The sequence below is a fragment of the Aggregatimonas sangjinii genome, assembly GCF_005943945.1.
Classification (GTDB): Bacteria; Bacteroidota; Bacteroidia; order Flavobacteriales; family Flavobacteriaceae; genus Pelagihabitans; species Pelagihabitans sangjinii.
Genome location: NZ_CP040710.1, coordinates 1,810,856 through 1,827,499, shown reverse-complemented (window position 1 = coordinate 1,827,499; position 16,644 = coordinate 1,810,856). Strand labels below are relative to the sequence as shown.

Here is a 16,644-nt window from a genome sequence, read left to right as displayed (position 1 = left end):
ATTTCTTTATGAATTTAAAGAATTATTTCCATTCCACACACATTGCCTTCCCTCCTACCGTCGGTCAGTTAATAAGTGTTTCATTACCCTTTCAGAGAAAGTTTTAGAAGAAAAATTTAAAGGAGAAGTAGTACCAATTACTTTGCTTTACCAAAGCAAAGTGTCATAATGCAAGACATTATGTTCCAAAAAGGAACATAATCCGACGTTATATAAAATAGCGATAAGTTATAAGTAATTTCAACTAATTCCTAGCTATTTTGTAGGTTGCGCTCATAGTCCATGCGTTGACTTAGCACCCAAAGAATAAAAATTCCGCTTGCCGTATGCAGATGAAATATAGTGTGTGCTTTATAAGGGAATCTTTTTAAGTCAGTAATAAATTCTGAAGCATCTCGGCCTAAGTTCCTATTTTCAAATAGTATTTCAAATGTTTCATGCGTACCATAAAAATACTTCTACGCCTGGAATAGCCCAAATTTGTATCTGCCAAACTCATATAGTTCAGCCAAATCAATTTCGGCTTTGCTGGAGAGTTTATAAACGGCCATTTTCGCGCATATATGGCTCTACTTGCCCACCGGTACCTTATGCCCTAAGCTTTAGCTACAGCTATCATTGGAATAATCTTGCTTAGGACTAAGGGGTCTGCGGATTCGCCATACGGCTTATCCATCGACCAATGTTCATGGTGTCAACTCCTGTTGCGGTCCTATTGAAAAAAGTGGCGACAAAAGTTCCTCCTACGCTATTAGTCTGTCTAGTAACGCCGATCAACACGCGAGGCAAGCCTGGACGTAACCAGTAAATAGGCCCTCCGGAATCACCAGGTAGAATTCTTGCCCCGCCAATACCATTGGCACAAAACTGCGCTCGCCTACTTGCTGCGCTGCCAGTTCCGCATAGAAAACCTCCAAAAGTGGCCAGCCCGGTTTGTCTTAGGCGTCTAGAATTTTGGGGGAAACCATCCCCCGGCCTATTAGTGGCGAATATTTCCGTATCGGTCGCGGCCATAGCCCTAATATCGTTCGCCTCTCCCTCATAACGCCAATCGAGGTCTCGGCGCCCTGTCGGTCTGGACCACATGGTGTTGGTTGCTTGTGCTCCATAAATTCTACCGTTTGAGGAAGCTAGGGCGATAATATCATTTGCGTGACCTATATTGGCCCAGGGAGCATCTTCCAGAACCGGTTCGCGCACTACCAACCGATTGGAATTTGTGGTCGCATACAATTCGTTATCGATCGCTGTCATAGCTGTTATACCATTTGCGTGGCCAATGCTTTGCCAATTGACATTTATGGGTACGGCATCGCGAACCCATAGTTTATCATCACTGGTTGCAGCAAATAATTTACCATCGAGGGCCGCCATAGCGATAACATTATTTGCATGTCCGATTTTTTGCCATCGCACATTCGCACCGGACGCGGGTCGCATCCAAAGCGTATTTCCTTCGGTGGCCGCAAACAAATTACCCTCACTTTCGGCCATTCCGGTTACAAGGTTCGCATGGCCGATTAAATCCCAGCCAGCATTCACATTCGTATTGACGGTAGATTTTTTCCATAGGTCTTCTAGACCGGATGAACCCCAACCAACCATTTGCAGTTGCTGATCTTGAAGGGAGCTCACCGTCAATTGCGTGGCAACCGTGGCCGGAATGGCAACAGATCTCGGCACGGGATTAGCCAGTCTCAACATGATTATATCCACACAGCCTGGCAGTGAGTATGCATTGGCTTGGTATGTGGCTTCCCAGTTTTCCGAATCGTTCCCTATCCGAACAGGAATCGTTACCCCGCCATTAAAAGGATACCATTGCGTCGGGTTTTCCCAATCGTTACAACCATGTGGGTATGCGGTTCTACTTCCTTGTACCTGTCTAAGGTCCTCATCGAAACAATGGCCGGAAGTAAGAACAATATTGTTGGCAATAAGTGTTCCCGTACATGTGCCTACCTTCACCGTCGCGTTGGCGGTTGGCGTGTTTACGTCGGCAGCTCCTTGCCGTAATTCCGAACTTGTAGAGCCAATATCATCTTCTTGGGAAAATGTACAATACGGAATGCACACCATAATTAGTATAGACCATATAAGTTTCTTTGTTGTCATTAAAGTTTTCATAGCGTTAAATTTTAAATTAATATTTCCTCTATGATCTTAATGGTGGTTTTCTGTAAGGGTTAACCTACTTGAACAGATTCTTAGTAAGAAACAGATTTAAATGACACGACTGAAGACACACTTGCCTGCCGCGGGCCGGGCATTACATACCTCTTTTGTTGGAATAAGGAACTTGTACCTCGTCCGACGCCATAAGCTTTGGCCGAAGGTGTCCGCTAGCCTACTTGTGCCTCCGCTAAAGCTTCAGCACACTCGGGCGGTGGACAAGCAACCTTAAAAGCCTAGAAGGAATATCGATTCATTAGGGTCCGGCTTCCGCCAGTAGGCGGACAGGCGCATAATAAGTGCTTTGGCCACCGAAAGTTTACTGTAGGTGGGTTGCATTACCTTTCCAGAGAGAGTTTTTAGACGCGAGAAAAAGTAATTACCCAGTGGGTGATTGCTTTTTTCGGCGAGATGAAGCGTTGGCAAAAAAAGTGAAGTGCCAAATACGCACGCGCCAACCTCCACCAAAAGGGCGGACAGGCTGCTCAAAAAAAAAGGTCTACTTGACCTTCTATTTTATTCCGTCAAAGCAAAGTGATCCGCCGAAGCCATTAGCCATCAACTAAAGTTCCCTTAGGCCGTTTGCCAGCAGCAAACTCCTAACATAATCGCTTTTAAAGACTATTTTCTTTCCTATATAAAGATGGAGTTTTGCCTTCAAACTTTTTAAAAGCACTATTGAATGACGACAAACTGCTAAAGCCAGAATCATAAGCAATAGTGGATATCGTATACTTATTGCCGCTTGAGAGCATTTTTTTGGCTTCCCCGACCCTGTAGTAATTGATAAAATCGTTAAAATTCTTTTTTGAATATTGATTGATTACTTCAGAGGTTTTTTGAGTGCTTTTATTAATTAGCTTGCTTAGGCTGGAAAGGGATACATTAGGTTCCAAATAAAATTTATCAGTAGAAATTATTTTTGATATTTGAGCGAATAATTCAATGTCATCGTTCATTTTGAAGACTTTGCCATCCATATCGGTTATTTTAAGTTGATAGGCTTTAAGGCTCAAAAAATAAACGACCGCAGAATACATAAGTGGTCCTACGACGTATGGAACGGCGTTTTCAATAATATTCAAAAAATAAGAAACCCATATGACTACAAAACCAATAATCAATAGTTGTAACCACAAGATTATCGCTTTCTGAGATTTAGTCCGCAATGCTTTGACGTGGTCGTTCCTTACTCTTTTTAGTTGCCGATAAGCAATGAAAATATAAAAAGCAAAATGTAAATAAATAAAAATAAGCACGCTGGCAAAAACTATGACAGCCTCTTTGTTATTGGCCTCAAACCAATTTTTGTCGATGAAGAAGCTCGATGTAAAAAACAACGCAAACGGTACTATTTCCAAATAAAACCGAGGGGGTAATTTAAAATCGACTTGGGTCATTCCGGCAACATGCCATCGTAATAAAGGACCTATTAAAAGTAGAAAAGCCAAACCGGCAAAAATGAAAATCGGCTCTAAATCATTACCAAAATTCAACATAACCGACTTCCCGATTCTGAAAGCCATGAAAACCAGAATTAATGCCAAAAGATAATTGCTTATCGTTTTCTTTTTTTTGAAAAAACATAGATATACAGCAAATGCAAGGCCATGTAATAGACCTGCACTACTAATGATTACAAGAAGTACATCCAATAAGTTCAAGAAGTTATTTTTTCCGAAAGTAATTAAATATCGGCATATTTGGATTCACATTTTTTCGCAAAGGATACCAATCGAATAAGATGATAAAACTGCCCTACTTCACCTTTCATAGCCGCTAGTAAACCATGCTTTGCTATTAACACCCTATCAACGGGTTTCTTTTCTTTCACTAACATGGTCTCAATCATTTTCCTTGCTTTTTCCTTACCAGCTGCTTCGTAAATAGATAGAATTTGAATGGCATTTTCTTCATCCGTTATTTCTCGGTGTTTTGGCCGATATCCCAATTGTGAGATCATACTTTCGGCCAACCGCCATGTTGACCACGGATTTTGGCCCGTAATCAGATTTTTGTCTTGGCTTATTTTCTCCAAATACATGGGGCCTTCATTAAAACGGGCGCCTTGTTTCACCATCTTATCCTGTAAAAGAAAGGGAAATATCGATTTTGCTTCAGCTATCAAAAGCAATTCTTCTTTATTCGTAAAACCACTTACGCTTTTCTGCTCCAAAAGTGGCCGTCCGTTATCCAAGGTGACGTTGACCAAAGCAGCAGGGCCATGACAAACCGCTCCGATTACTTTGCCGCTTTGATAGTAATCCTTTACTATGGATTGAATTGTCATATCATCTGGAAAATCGAACATAGCTCCTTTTCCTCCTGCGAAAAAGATGGCTTCATAATCCTCTGGAACTACATTTTCCAGTTTTATGGTATGCTTCGTTTTATATTGCGCTATGGAGTCGTTTAAAAATGCAAAATCGTAGGCGCCCATGTCTTCATCGTCAATGACAACAGGGGGGTTGCCTCCTTTAGGACTTGCAATGTCTACTTCGAAGCCATTCGCTTGAAACGTATAATAGGCACGTGCCAATTCCGATAATTCATATCCCGTAGTTTTATCCGTATCGCCCATAACCGCAGTGCTTGTTACCACTGCTAGGATTTTACCACGAAATGGTACAACATCTTCGGATAAATAAGGCAGGTTTTCAACTAAAGTGGATTCAATTTTAACATCCCTTGGAGGAATTAAACTCTTAAACCATAAACCAAAAGAGACGATTGCAACAATTAGACAGAGGAAAAAAATGGACACCCACTTAAGTATTCGATATTTTTTGAACATGATATTATTTTTAGGCTAAATACCTGATTATATACTTCAAATAATGAGTAAATGATAATTCCGTCAGATTAAAAGATAATTTGGTAAGTGAAATACCGAATACACCCCATTCCACAAACATTTACAAATACGTTGCATATAGCTTTTCAACGGTATTTGTGAATCCCTTACGTCGATTTCACTCCCCTCCTATCCTCCTTCTCGGCCATAGGCGCATAGAGCGGACAAGCTAGTCTGGTCGCATAATATGTGTTTACGCATTTCCGGCTATTTTTTCAAGGGAATTCATGAACCTCTTAAAAAGGTTCGGTCGTACTATTTTTTTTGGAGAGAACATATCGGTAGAAAAATAAAGGGGATGTAGTACAAAATAGATAGGCGCGCTAACCTCTACCAAAAGCGGAGAGGCTGCTCAAAAAATAGAAGGTCAACTAACTGAGTTCACAACATAATCAAGTAAATCCAAAAGGCAAAAGCTGCCTGCTATCGAAGGATTTCTAAAGGCAATAGTATAATATCGTCCGTATATGAACCTTTACTAGATGGGTCTTGGTGGGCCCAGGAAGCATTTTAAAGGAAAAAATGTGTTGTGTATGGAATACCTGCACATGGGGATATTGGCTTAATAGTACAATCTAAAATCCAATAATTTACAGACATTGTAATGCCGCTGATGCAATTCTTCTACCACGGCCAGCATATCATCGTCCTCTTTGAATAGGTTGAAGAAGGCTTTATCGAGATGGGAGCTCGTTATCCCATCAAAAGGATGACCATACCCGGAAACCCCTTTGGCACCGGTGATATCCAAAAAATATTGCGCTTCCTCTTCGTCCAGATCCAACACTTTGGCATTCGAAAAATGTAAAATCTTCCCCTTTAGCCTTCCCTCAAAAATTTCCGCGATTTCCTGTAGACTGTAGTAATAATCGTTGAGACAAATACTGTTGGCTTCCCCTGTCATGATCAAGTAGATGATTTCGTAATCCTTAAAATAATGATCATCCAAGACCAAGGTATTCAAACTCTCTTCCAAGCCTTCAATGGTGTCGCAGGTGTTATAAATACTGGCTATACCATACTGCATGGCCAAATGCTCAAGGCTTTTTTCCGCTTCGGTAACTACGTCCGTTTCGATATCGTCAACCGCTTCCAAGCAGTAAATAAAGTGCGTTGTAGCTGTTGCTTGTTCTTGGGGCAACTGCGGTCTTTTTTCTAACAAATCGTAGCGTTTAGGTAAAGCGTTTAAGGCACAAAATTAATGCAACGCTTTTATTATTTGGAACGTTTTTCGATAAAATACAAGTCCATATACTTGCCTACAATAGACAGGTATCCTGACGAAAGTAATAAAGCAGGGTATCCAACGTTTTTAGTAGATATCCTAAGTTTAAAAACCAAATCCTATCAAGATATGAAACCTGCAAAATTATTTTTTACAATTTTTACCGCTGCCGTTACACTTGGCTTTTTCGGATGTAGCGACAATGATGATACTACCATGGCCCAAATTCAAGTAAATGGGGTCGTTTTTGACAATGGGGATGATTTCAATGGAGATATCGATGGTGATTTTAGGGGTACCGGTGAGAGTGCGACAAGAACATTTTTCTGGTTGAACAATTTCACTACTGCAGACTACAATGCCGATATTACAGCCGCTGCGGAAGGTACTTTTGAAATGACCGTATTGGATGCCGACGGAAATATCGTTTTAAACAGAACATTGAGCGGAGCGGTCGAACCCGATTCTTTTTCAGGAGTAACCGATGCGGGAACCTCCGGCCTTTGGTCCGTTACCATAAGCGTTGTTTCTTTTGATGGCGATGGTAGTTTTTCTTTGAGCGAAGGCGACTAGTTGTAAATTTGTCGAGTAGTTACCATTATCCAAATCTGGGAGCTATTTTATATGTACTCTATAAATGCCCGCGAAACGACGCTTGCGTTATAGTAAACATTTCTTTACCGAATAAAATATTCAACAAGGTGAACCCATGTAGAGCTTCCATAAACCTTTGGTAAAACACAGAGACATCATACAATGGCATGTTTTTGTACAACAAAATTTAGTGTATGAGGATTTTTTTACTGCTGGCGTTAAGTATTATATTTATTGGTTGCACGAACAAATACGACGAATACCATAAAGTACCGGATTACATCACCGAGGCCTCCGGTTCGGATAAGGCCTATTTTGATGCGTATGACGAGACCTTGAAATTATGGGACGTCTCCTATGAAGAATTATATATTCCCACCACCAACGGAATCGCTCATGTAATCGTAAGCGGTCCTGAAAATACGGAACCTATCGTATTACTCCATGGAATGAATGCCAGCGCTACCATGTGGTATCCGAATATCGAGGCACTGAGTAAAAACCATCGCGTATTTGCAATCGACCTTATTCTGGAACCCGGCAAATCACATATGTACAACGAAATCGAAGGTATGGACGAGGTTATCGATTGGTACCAAGAGGTGCTATTCGTTTTGGACCTGGAAGCGTTTCATATTATCGGTGCTTCAAAAGGGGGTTGGATGGCCGTAAGCCTCGCGTTAGACCATAGCGCAAAAATAAAAAGCTTGATCCTCTTGAGTCCTGCTCAAACCTTTACGTGGATTCGGCCCAGCACGGATGTATTTAAAAATGTGGTCGCCCTGCTGTATTCCGAGGAAAAACAGATAGCTAAAAGTTTAGAGACACTGTCTAGCAGACCGTCACACATTAGCGATATATATCTTGAACAATATCGGATTGGTTTGTCGCAAAACATGAAAAACAGATTTATGGCAAGCATGAAACCTTTTTCCAACGACGAATTAAGGTCTTTACAAATGCCCGTGTTGGTATTAATCGGCGATGACGATATGATCAATGCGGATAAAACCATCGAAATTGCGAACACGCTTCCGAACGGGACGGGAGAAGTAATCCGAAATTCAGGACATTTTTTATCGATTGATCAAGCGGAAACGGTAAACGAAAAGATGCTATCTTTTTTAGCAAGCCAGTAAAACGACCGTAACCCTAGATCATTCCTTGAAAACACACTTAAGAGACCTTTTGCCGGGCGGCCAGCACTATCCGATTTCAGATACTCTTCAGAATGGCATCCGAAACGGTTAGCACATATTTTCTAGCGCTCTGGCCTACATCCCGATAAACCCTTGATGAAGCCTAATTTTTAAATTCATTACCGATTTTTTCCCCGGCTTTTTCAAGTTCACTGCCTATTTCATTGAGAATCGGTTTCACCTCATTGCCTAATGTTCTAAATTCTTTTTTTAAGGAGCGTATCCATTTTCGGTATTCCCGGTTCGATTTGATGTGTTGAACAGCTTGTTCCCCATCTTTATAGATGGCTTTGATACCCTTCTTCACCTTACTCGTCTCGTACTCGGTTTTCAAGGCGACCAGTCCTTGTTTGACATCAACGGCCAGCTGCTTTGAGGTGGTTTTCACATTGAATTCCGTGCCTAAAACCTTCACGGTACCATGTTTTGTGGTCACCGTAAAATCGGATGTATCGGAAACCACAATGAAGAATGCTTCCCCACTGAGGGATACCGTTCTCGGATCGAAATGCTCTTCATAGGAAATCGTGCTGTCGTGGTTCAGGTATACTTGTGAACCATCTGGAAGTACAACCGCTTCAAAATTTGCGTTGGTATTGATTTCCATGGTTTTGCTACAAGCTGTACAGAGTATGAGGCATAAAATGACAATATTTTTGTTCATAGGATTGAAATTGGCGAACTAAGTATGAGGTGCTTCCTATTTAAACACAAAAAAAGCGGGATAATTATCCCGCTTTTATCCTTTTTTGTTTGTGCTACTATTCTTCTAAGACCAATTCAAAATCTTGGGTCGTTTTATTCGCGGCATTGATTTGAATATCATCCACCGTTTGCATGCTATAGCCATCTTTTTCTACTTCTACACGGTAGGAACCGGCTTCCAAGCCCATGAGCATGTAACCTCCGTCAATATCGGAAAAAGTGGTCGTATTTAAGGTGTCGGCAATGAAGACCGCTACCTGAGCACCTTCAATACCCTCAAGGGCATCTTGTTCCATCGCCGTAACGGTACCCATTAAGGTTCCTGCCGTGGATAAGTTGCTTGCTTTGATTACGGGTTTAAAGTTGAAACCACCTGATTTTTGAACGAACGATTTGCTCACATCAAAATCAAGCAGCAGGTCGGAAGAGAGCCCGCCATTCACTATCAATCCAGGTTTGATAAAAACCTTGATGCCCGATTGTGCACCACTGGGGACATCCAAATTAAAAACGGTTCCATCGGTCAGAACGACGTTGATTCCCTTTACATAGACCCTGATCAGATCATACGACCCGACGGGTACATCGGTATCTACCAAGGTGGTGGTAATGCCATTGGTCAACTCCAAAAGGTTAACCTGCACTTCATTTTCCATGAGCACTACGAAAGGATTTCCCTGATCGGTTTCAATGAGCACATCGGTACTGTCCATAGCTTGCATATCAAGCGCAACATCACCTTTGTAACGGGCATCGACTTTGAAAATAGTCACATTGGCCTCTGCAACCAAGTCATGTGGAAACGGTGCGTCGGTTAGCTGTACCTTTAATCGGCCATAATCATTGGGATTCTCGCTGTTTGAGCAACTGATGAACAGGAAACCGAAAACAATAATTGCAATGGAAATAAAATTGGATTTCATAGGTTAAATATTTAAGATGTATTTGGACGAGCCTCAAAATAAGAGGTCTCAGCACCCTTAAACAAAGGAGAACGCCCCTACCCTACCTTTTATACCGCATATTCGATGAACTACCCAAAATCGATATGATTTGGCAATATATTCTCATTTCGTACAGTGGCCTACCGGTAGATGGATCAGCAATTACAATAGCTATTTGGTGATTTCGGAAATACCTTGGCAAAAAAAAGCTTGTAAAACAACCGTTTAGTCGTTACAAGCTTTTTTCTTCAGACTTTTCAATGCGTACCGCATGAAAAGTAATCGGTTCTCTATTTTCTATTTCTTCATGTTCACAAAGCCAACCGGTTGCAATAGTTCTTCCATTGCAGCGATATGAAGTCCTTCACCAGATGTAGACCCTTTGGCTGCTACACCAGCGGTTCCTTTTGGCAGGTCATAAGACTCCCCAACAGAGGCTGAACCATACCCCAAATCTTTCATCGAACCTGCTGTGATTCTACTGAGTGGGTTATCGCCTAAATTCAGGAAACCTGTCATCAATTCATTGTCCAACGCTGCTTCATCCCAGTGTCCGAATCGTGTTCCAGGACCAAAATCACCTTCAATTGGCAATTCTAAAGTGCCGCCCTCGGCGTTCCAGAAAACATTGGCTTTTTTACCTAGGAAGTAAGGCGCTTCATCGGAGCCTCCTCGTAGTGTTCTGTCAAAACCGAAAGGCGCGACATTCCAAAGGGTACCCACACCCAGAACGTGGCCCATTTCATGAACGATTACTTCCTCGAACAAATCCAATTCCTCTAAAAAGTCAAGGTCGGCCACGTCAAAGAACATAATTCCTGACAGTGTCAAGAAGTCATCGGTACGTACAAAACGTGGTCCGGCCTGGCCAAGAACATTACCAGGTCCGTCAATTGGTGCCAAGGCTACCTCAATAATAATATCATCGACAACACCCTCGTCTACCAACGGTGGAAAGCCTTCAAAAGCTGAAGGAATCGAACCTGTGAACGACGGCTCGTCTTTGATAATGATTTTTTCCCAGCGCGCGGCCGCAGCTTCAAAAACCTCGACTTGTCTCGGCGTTGGGGGCAATAGGTAACTCAAGGTAATATTGAATCGCCCACGGTCAATACCGGGTGCCTCGGTCGTTTTTAGGGCATCGGTACCCAAATCATTAATGATGATCGGATCGGCGGAGGGTGCTTTTAATGCAAGAGTTAATTCTTGTGCATCGGGTGCGGAAAGTGTTTCCTCTGGTAAGGCTTCCTCAGAACAGGATGTTAGGGATAAACTGCCGAAAACCAGACCGCAACCAATTAAACGTAGGGAACTTTTTAATGTGTACTTCATAATAGATAAAATGTTATTAGTTAAAAATTAGTCATAAAAACAGCTCCTATTTGGAGCTGCTGTTAAATTTAATACTATTCGTAGCCAATTACAATATTTTTATAACAATTTGCTGGATGATATCCAGCGGCATGCAAGTGTTTCTAATCAGTTTGCTCCTTTACCAAAATACTCTTCTTCAAGTGTATTGGAGCATATCTATTTTATTACGGTACACTTCGCCCTCAACGCTATTGATTTTGTCTGGGTGACCTACTTGACCCAACCTAATGTGAAATTGGGATTACAAGTGGTTCAGATATCGTTTTGGTCAAAATCCGCATCAGAGTCGACCTAAAAAGTCCATCTTGTATGGTCCGAAGGAGTAGGTTCGCAAGTCAGTACTCCATATTGGCATTCATAGGACGTGGGTAATTGACCATAAAAGTCTTATTTTTAGAAATAGCGTTTATAGAACGACCATTCGGTGATAGCCATTTGCATCACGCGGGTGCAAGCAAGTAATTGATATATGCGATGGGGCAATCGATACACCATGGGCAAGTCGGTTTTTAAAATAATTTAGGGATACAGGTATGGGTAAGGTCAAATTTTCGGTATGGAATATGGAATGGATGAACGAATTGTTCGAGGGCGATCCGCCACGATTCAGGGCGGATGACGACAAGGGATACCGAAGCAAACACCTGATCAAAGCGCGTCGCGAAGATTTAAGCGGAATCCTGAACCATATCGATTCGGATATTTGGGTGATCGTGGAAGGGCCAAATCAGGTGAGCGAACTACAGCTTTTCTTTGACGACCCTAACGTAAACGGCGATTGGAAATGCGCTGTGCAACCCTCCGGTGCCCAAAGTTTGGGGATAGCGGTAAGAACCGATAGGGCTAACTTTGCCGACGTGCCGTTGACGTGGTATGATGTAAAAACGAATGATGAGGCCGAATCTTTACGCTTGGCGACCAACGAATTTCAAATGGATACGGATAGTGATGGCTTGGATGAAGTGCACAAATTCGAGCGAACCCCCATTTATGCGACGATTCACCTAAAGAACGGAAAGGAATTCCGGGTTCTTGGCCTACATTTAAAAAGTAAGGGCATTTTTGGAAATGCGCTGGAATGGTCGAAATGGTGGTCGAGAGCCGATGGCAACCGGAAGAAAATCGTTGCCCAATGCTTTCAATTGCGACAGCATTTTTTAAACAAATACCTGCAGGACAATGCCACCAAAGACATTCCTTTGATTGTTTGTGGCGACATCAATGATGGGCCCGGTTTCGATACCAGTGAAATGAGACTACAATCAAGCGGTATTGAAAGCTTGATGGGTTCCGTCTGGCATCCGAACCTCTGTCTCGGCAATGCGGTATTCGATGCCTTGGATGCTGAAAATCGGGAGGAATTGGACTTCCGCAGCTTATCGACTACCAGTTTTCGAGATCCCATTTTCACTGGAAAATACCGTAAAGTGTGGATCGACCATATCCTCTATTCCCGAACGGATACCGATTGGATTACGGAAGGAACGATCAGCAAATCCCTCCCGGGCGAAGATGGCGGGAAGCCCGTTCCCTTTTATAAAGCGTTCCCGACAGCCTCGGACCACTACCCTGTGAGCTGTTTGATCGATTCCGATGCGCTTTAGAAATCAGTTTTCCCTAGAACATTAGCTTTGATTATTGGCCTCAACCACATAAAAATCAATTTTGTGCATGCGAAGACAATTTGAGTAAAAAATCCGCCTTTTTGCGTCATTTTTAGTCAAAAACGGCCTAAAATGGAAAGAAAATCCCCTTTTATTAGGTTTTTCGCTAAATTTTCTTAAGTTATTAGAACATAATTTAAACCTAAAGATATATATGAGGCAATTAAAGATCACGAAACAAATCACAAACAGAGACACCAAATCATTAGAAAAGTACTTTCAAGAAATATCGAAGATAGATTTAATTACCGCGGAGGAGGAAGTAGAACTGGCCGTTAGAATACGTGAAGGAGATCAAGTTGCCCTTAATAAATTAGTAAATGCCAATTTGCGATTTGTGGTTTCCGCCGCAAAACAGTACCAAGGAAGCGGTATACGCCTTTCCGATTTGATTAACGAAGGCAATATCGGATTGGTCAAAGCTGCCAAGCGCTTTGATGAGACACGGGGATTTAAGTTTATTTCCTATGCCGTATGGTGGATTCGTCAAAGCATACTACAGGCCATGTCCGAACAATCCCGAATGGTACGTCTTCCCTTGAATAAAATCGGTGAAATCAGTAAAATCAAGAAAGTCTATTCCTCATTGGAGCAAACCTACCAACGCCCACCAAGTGCAGTGGAAATTGCTAGGGAGCTCGATATGAGTGCCGCACAGGTGAAATTGGCGATGAAAAATTCCGGAAAACATCTCTCTATGGATGCCCCTTTTTCGGAAGGCGAATCCTCCAACCTATATAATGTCATACAGTCGAAAGATGCCAACAGGCCGGATGAGAAAATGATGAAGGATTCCCTGACTACCGATATCGAATTGGCATTGAAGTCGCTTCCCGAACGGGAGGGTGAAATCATCAAACTGTATTACGGTATCGGTGAAAGACACCCAAAGAGTCTAAGCGAAATCGGTGAACTTTTTGACATTACCCGTGAAAGGGTACGACAAATCAGGGAAAAAGCAATCCGCATCCTACGTAATAGATCGCAGAATCAGGTTTTAAAAGCCTATTTATAGACGCAAACAAGAATATTCGCAGCAACAGAGCCGACTTGAAAAAAGTCGGCTCTTGCTTTTTAGGTGGTAGGCTCAGCTTGCCAAACCGTAACTCTTATCGAATGCCAAACGATAGTCATATGCTATATCTACACAGCAAATCCACAATTTGTTCAACTGGCGCGATAGACCATGGTATGTCCATCATGCATCACAATCTTTATCCGGTTTTGGGTGGTATATTTGCGGTAGTGAAGGTTTCATACACTCTGAAAAAATCAATTCATCCATTTCCATGCCGTTTAAAAAATTGCAACCCGATATACTTGAAGCCTTAGCACGTTTGGAAATAACAAACGCCACCCCTTTTCAGGAACGCAGCATTCCGGTCATAAAAAGTGGTGTCAATGTGTTTTGTACGGCCTCCGTAAGCGCTGGGAAAACAACCACATTAATCCTGACGACCCTACAAAAGTTAAAATGCGAGGCAGTGGGGAATGCACCGAGAGCGGTCGTTTTGGTCGAAAATAAAGAAAAGGCCTTGGAGCTATACCGTGCATTCTTGAACTTCGCCAAACACACTTCGTTACGGGTGTATGTCGGATACGAAGCCTTGCATATCGATATCCAGAAATCGGAAATTTTCGAAGGTGTGGATATCTTGATCACCACCCCTAAGAACATGAACAAGTTGTTTTTATTGAACGGGGTAAGTATCTCGCAATTGTTATTGTTCAGTGTAGACGATGCGGAATTCCTGCTTCAAAAATCGGACTGGAACGCCATACTATCCATTACACAGAGTATTCCAAAATGCCAGTATGTATTGTACTCCGAAAAACTAAATCCAAAATTAAAACGCTTCGAGTCGTACTTTATGGAACGGGCCAAAACAATCGGCACCTAAAACGAAAAACCCATTCTCCGGTTAGAGAATGGGTTCTTGCTAAACTTGAAAAGTATATTAAATAACTTTTACGTTTACTGCATTTAAGCCTTTGTTGCCTTCTTGAAGATCAAATTCAACTTCATCGCCTTCACGAATTTCATCTATCAAGCCGGAAATGTGCACAAAGTGGTCTTTTTCAACTCCTTCTTCGGTGATAAAACCAAAACCTTTTGTGTCGTTGAAAAATTTTACTGTTCCTTTATTCATTTTTAATGTAATTAAATTAATATACTATTGTGAAATGCAAAGGTGACGCCATTAATTTGATTAATAGCCAATTAACCGATAAACTTTTCAATTCAACGGAAAGTTTGCTAAAATAGCTGCTTTCAAAGCACTCTATACGGCAAAAAGCCATTGCACAAGGCAGTGGCTTTTTAAACTCTAATTCATAGCGTAGTTTTTACTCCGGCATCACCACGGTATCCAAAGCGTGAATTACGCCATTGGAAGCCGCAACATCGGCGATTACAACGGTAGACATGCCTCCTTTAGCATCGGTCAACATCACATTGCCGTCCTTTAGACTCAAATCGATGCTTCCTCCTTGAACGGTAGGAACCGTAAATTTTCCATCATTTGCATTTATCGCTTCGATCACGGCCGCGGCCTCATATTTTCCGGAAACGACGTGGTAAGTAAGAATTCCGGTCAAAGCATCTTTACTTTCCGGCAACAAAAGATTATCGACCGTGCCTTCGGGTAATTTTGAAAAAGCATCGTTTGTCGGTGCAAATACCGTGAAAGGTCCGTCGCCACTTAGCGTCTCTACCAATTCTGCAGCTTTCACCGCGGCAACCAAGGTCGAAAATGCATCATTGCCGGCAGCAACTTCAACGATATTCGGACCGGTCTCTTCCATAGTTTCCATTTCAGTCGTTTCCTCAACTGGCTCTTCGGCTGGCATTTCTTTTTTCTTTTCGCCACAGGACGTGACCAATAATGCAAAAGCGAAAATACCAAGTGTTTTAAATGTGTTCATAGGTGTAATTTGTTTTAATTAAGTCTCGAAGATACTGTGAAATTATTTTTGTTTAATTAATTTAACATAAGATTAAACAAAAAAATAAAATATAAGCAGCTAATGTTGTTTACATTGGACAGCTCAAAAGCGTTGTGGAGAATACCGTATGAATTCATAGTAACTCGTTTCTCTACACTTATGTAGAATGACCTTGTAATATTTAGCCAATGACGACACTTTCAGTCTTAACATTTTTCTCTGCAATATCCTTTTTATTTTTCGGGCTTGGCTGTTTTGTAGCACCACAAATGAAGAAAGAGTTTGAAAGGTATGGACTTGCAGCGTTCAGAAGAATTGTCGGGGTACTACAATTGGCAGGTGCCTTAGGCTTGATTTTTGGATATTTTTACTCTCCCAATCTACAGTTCGCTGCCGCCGTAGGTCTTTGCTTGTTGATGGCCTGCGGATTCGTAGTACGCCTGAAGATAAGGGATACAGTCCTGCAAGCCGCGCCTTCGCTAATCTATGCGGTAATAAATGCCTTTATAGGAGTGGGCTTGGTAGACACTTTATGAAAGTACGATCTTATCGGAAAAAGCGATATATACGCACATGCATAGAAACAAGAACGCCGGGAAAGACTTTTTTATGGGGTCGCTTATTTTGATGTGCATAGCAATAGATCCCATCAAAAGAACGGCAAGTCCTATTGCCGAGGGCTCTTTGAGTTCCGGGTACCAGATAGCTGCGATAAGCCCCAGGGCAAATAAAACCTTTAAAGTTCCTATAACATAGCACATCCATACGGGAAGACCGTACACTTCGAATTCCTCGATAATCGTCGTGGCATTTCCTCCGCGCCATTGTGTGGCCTTTTTATTTTGAACCAGCCAAACATTGAGTATGCTTATAGCAACTATACATTGTAATGCGATAGTAATGTAATTCATTTCTTCCTTATTTTAAATGGTTTAATATGGATATCATTAATTCCGTTCAGCGCTTT

16 protein-coding genes are annotated in these 16,644 nt (G+C 41.9%); 6 read left to right on the top strand and 10 right to left on the bottom strand.

What is annotated here, in order from left to right; genetic code table 11:
* Nucleotides 1-639: 639 nt before the first annotated feature.
* The 4 genes from FGM00_RS07440 to FGM00_RS07425 form a co-directional block, all read right to left on the bottom strand.
* Entirely contained in the window at nt 640-2,127 is a 1,488-nt protein-coding gene (locus FGM00_RS07440) for a trypsin-like serine protease (RefSeq protein ID WP_138852289.1), read from the bottom strand.
* A gap of 659 nt (nt 2,128-2,786) precedes the next feature.
* Complete coding sequence (locus FGM00_RS07435; RefSeq protein WP_175416202.1) at nt 2,787-3,671, bottom strand: helix-turn-helix domain-containing protein; 885 nt, start codon at nt 3,669-3,671, stop codon at nt 2,787-2,789.
* 188 nt (nt 3,672-3,859) lie between these two features.
* On the bottom strand, nt 3,860-4,774 hold the full coding sequence (locus FGM00_RS07430) for a type 1 glutamine amidotransferase domain-containing protein (RefSeq protein ID WP_236262962.1): 915 nt from the start codon (nt 4,772-4,774) through the stop codon (nt 3,860-3,862).
* 814 nt (nt 4,775-5,588) lie between these two features.
* Entirely contained in the window at nt 5,589-6,188 is a 600-nt protein-coding gene (locus tag FGM00_RS07425) for a DUF6642 family protein (protein WP_138852286.1), read from the bottom strand.
* 192 nt (nt 6,189-6,380) lie between these two features.
* Here FGM00_RS07425 and FGM00_RS07420 point away from each other — a divergent pair, with 192 nt between their 5' ends.
* Both FGM00_RS07420 and FGM00_RS07415 read left to right on the top strand, forming a co-directional pair.
* Nucleotides 6,381-6,824: a hypothetical protein gene (locus tag FGM00_RS07420; RefSeq protein ID WP_138854658.1), complete on the top strand. Its 444-nt coding sequence runs from the start codon at nt 6,381-6,383 to the stop codon at nt 6,822-6,824.
* Nucleotides 6,825-7,039: 215 nt separating this feature from the next.
* Nucleotides 7,040-7,984 (top strand): alpha/beta fold hydrolase, encoded by a 945-nt coding sequence (locus FGM00_RS07415; RefSeq protein ID WP_138852285.1) that lies wholly within the window; start codon nt 7,040-7,042, stop codon nt 7,982-7,984.
* A 163-nt stretch (nt 7,985-8,147) separates the two neighbouring features.
* On the opposite strand, the gene FGM00_RS07410 is transcribed toward FGM00_RS07415, so the two are convergent.
* The 3 genes from FGM00_RS07410 to FGM00_RS07400 form a co-directional block, all read right to left on the bottom strand.
* A complete protein-coding gene (locus FGM00_RS07410; RefSeq protein ID WP_138852284.1) occupies nt 8,148-8,708 on the bottom strand; it encodes a FecR family protein in 561 nt (186 codons plus the stop codon).
* Nucleotides 8,709-8,805: 97 nt separating this feature from the next.
* Nucleotides 8,806-9,672, bottom strand: a complete 867-nt coding sequence (locus FGM00_RS07405) for a DUF4382 domain-containing protein (protein ID WP_138852283.1) — start codon at nt 9,670-9,672, stop codon at nt 8,806-8,808.
* Between the two features lie 318 nt (nt 9,673-9,990).
* On the bottom strand, nt 9,991-11,025 hold the full coding sequence (locus FGM00_RS07400; RefSeq protein ID WP_138852282.1) for a leishmanolysin-related zinc metalloendopeptidase: 1,035 nt from the start codon (nt 11,023-11,025) through the stop codon (nt 9,991-9,993).
* A gap of 575 nt (nt 11,026-11,600) precedes the next feature.
* On the opposite strand from FGM00_RS07400, the gene FGM00_RS07395 reads away from it, so the two are divergent.
* The 3 genes from FGM00_RS07395 to FGM00_RS07385 all read left to right on the top strand — a co-directional run bounded on the left by FGM00_RS07395 (nt 11,601) and on the right by FGM00_RS07385 (nt 14,632).
* Entirely contained in the window at nt 11,601-12,671 is a 1,071-nt protein-coding gene (locus tag FGM00_RS07395; protein ID WP_138852281.1) for an endonuclease/exonuclease/phosphatase family protein, read from the top strand.
* Between the two features lie 214 nt (nt 12,672-12,885).
* On the top strand, nt 12,886-13,746 hold the full coding sequence (locus FGM00_RS07390; RefSeq protein ID WP_138852280.1) for a sigma-70 family RNA polymerase sigma factor: 861 nt from the start codon (nt 12,886-12,888) through the stop codon (nt 13,744-13,746).
* 274 nt (nt 13,747-14,020) lie between these two features.
* Nucleotides 14,021-14,632 carry a DEAD/DEAH box helicase gene (locus FGM00_RS07385; protein ID WP_138852279.1) on the top strand — a complete coding sequence of 204 codons (612 nt, stop codon included), beginning with the start codon at nt 14,021-14,023 and terminating at the stop codon, nt 14,630-14,632.
* Nucleotides 14,633-14,689: 57 nt separating this feature from the next.
* On the opposite strand, the gene FGM00_RS07380 is transcribed toward FGM00_RS07385, so the two are convergent.
* Nucleotides 14,690-14,881 (bottom strand): cold-shock protein, encoded by a 192-nt coding sequence (locus FGM00_RS07380; RefSeq protein ID WP_138852278.1) that lies wholly within the window; start codon nt 14,879-14,881, stop codon nt 14,690-14,692.
* Between the two features lie 196 nt (nt 14,882-15,077).
* On the bottom strand, nt 15,078-15,656 hold the full coding sequence (locus FGM00_RS07375) for a fasciclin domain-containing protein (protein ID WP_138852277.1): 579 nt from the start codon (nt 15,654-15,656) through the stop codon (nt 15,078-15,080).
* Nucleotides 15,657-15,865: 209 nt separating this feature from the next.
* Here FGM00_RS07375 and FGM00_RS07370 point away from each other — a divergent pair, with 209 nt between their 5' ends.
* Entirely contained in the window at nt 15,866-16,213 is a 348-nt protein-coding gene (locus FGM00_RS07370) for a DoxX family protein (protein WP_138852276.1), read from the top strand.
* Here FGM00_RS07370 and FGM00_RS07365 read toward each other — a convergent pair.
* Nucleotides 16,208-16,588, bottom strand: a complete 381-nt coding sequence (locus FGM00_RS07365) for a DoxX family protein (RefSeq protein WP_138852275.1) — start codon at nt 16,586-16,588, stop codon at nt 16,208-16,210. The two genes, FGM00_RS07370 and FGM00_RS07365, sit on opposite strands and share 6 nt — an antisense overlap.
* Between the last annotated feature and the right edge of the window lie 56 nt (nt 16,589-16,644).

What these genes read in the sequence shown, in the direction of transcription:
- FGM00_RS07440 (WP_138852289.1), bottom strand. Translation starts at nt 2,127, where the DNA reads ATGAAAACTTTAATGACAACAAAGAAACTTATATGGTCTATACTAATT.
- FGM00_RS07435 (WP_175416202.1), bottom strand. Translation starts at nt 3,671, where the DNA reads ATGTTGAATTTTGGTAATGATTTAGAGCCGATTTTCATTTTTGCCGGT.
- FGM00_RS07420 (WP_138854658.1), top strand. Translation starts at nt 6,381, where the DNA reads ATGAAACCTGCAAAATTATTTTTTACAATTTTTACCGCTGCCGTTACA.
- FGM00_RS07415 (WP_138852285.1), top strand. Translation starts at nt 7,040, where the DNA reads ATGAGGATTTTTTTACTGCTGGCGTTAAGTATTATATTTATTGGTTGC.
- FGM00_RS07410 (WP_138852284.1), bottom strand. Translation starts at nt 8,708, where the DNA reads ATGAACAAAAATATTGTCATTTTATGCCTCATACTCTGTACAGCTTGT.
- FGM00_RS07405 (WP_138852283.1), bottom strand. Translation starts at nt 9,672, where the DNA reads ATGAAATCCAATTTTATTTCCATTGCAATTATTGTTTTCGGTTTCCTG.
- FGM00_RS07400 (WP_138852282.1), bottom strand. Translation starts at nt 11,025, where the DNA reads ATGAAGTACACATTAAAAAGTTCCCTACGTTTAATTGGTTGCGGTCTG.
- FGM00_RS07395 (WP_138852281.1), top strand. Translation starts at nt 11,601, where the DNA reads ATGGGTAAGGTCAAATTTTCGGTATGGAATATGGAATGGATGAACGAA.
- FGM00_RS07390 (WP_138852280.1), top strand. Translation starts at nt 12,886, where the DNA reads ATGAGGCAATTAAAGATCACGAAACAAATCACAAACAGAGACACCAAA.
- FGM00_RS07385 (WP_138852279.1), top strand. Translation starts at nt 14,021, where the DNA reads ATGCCGTTTAAAAAATTGCAACCCGATATACTTGAAGCCTTAGCACGT.
- FGM00_RS07380 (WP_138852278.1), bottom strand. Translation starts at nt 14,881, where the DNA reads ATGAATAAAGGAACAGTAAAATTTTTCAACGACACAAAAGGTTTTGGT.
- FGM00_RS07375 (WP_138852277.1), bottom strand. Translation starts at nt 15,656, where the DNA reads ATGAACACATTTAAAACACTTGGTATTTTCGCTTTTGCATTATTGGTC.
- FGM00_RS07370 (WP_138852276.1), top strand. Translation starts at nt 15,866, where the DNA reads ATGACGACACTTTCAGTCTTAACATTTTTCTCTGCAATATCCTTTTTA.
- FGM00_RS07365 (WP_138852275.1), bottom strand. Translation starts at nt 16,588, where the DNA reads ATGAATTACATTACTATCGCATTACAATGTATAGTTGCTATAAGCATA.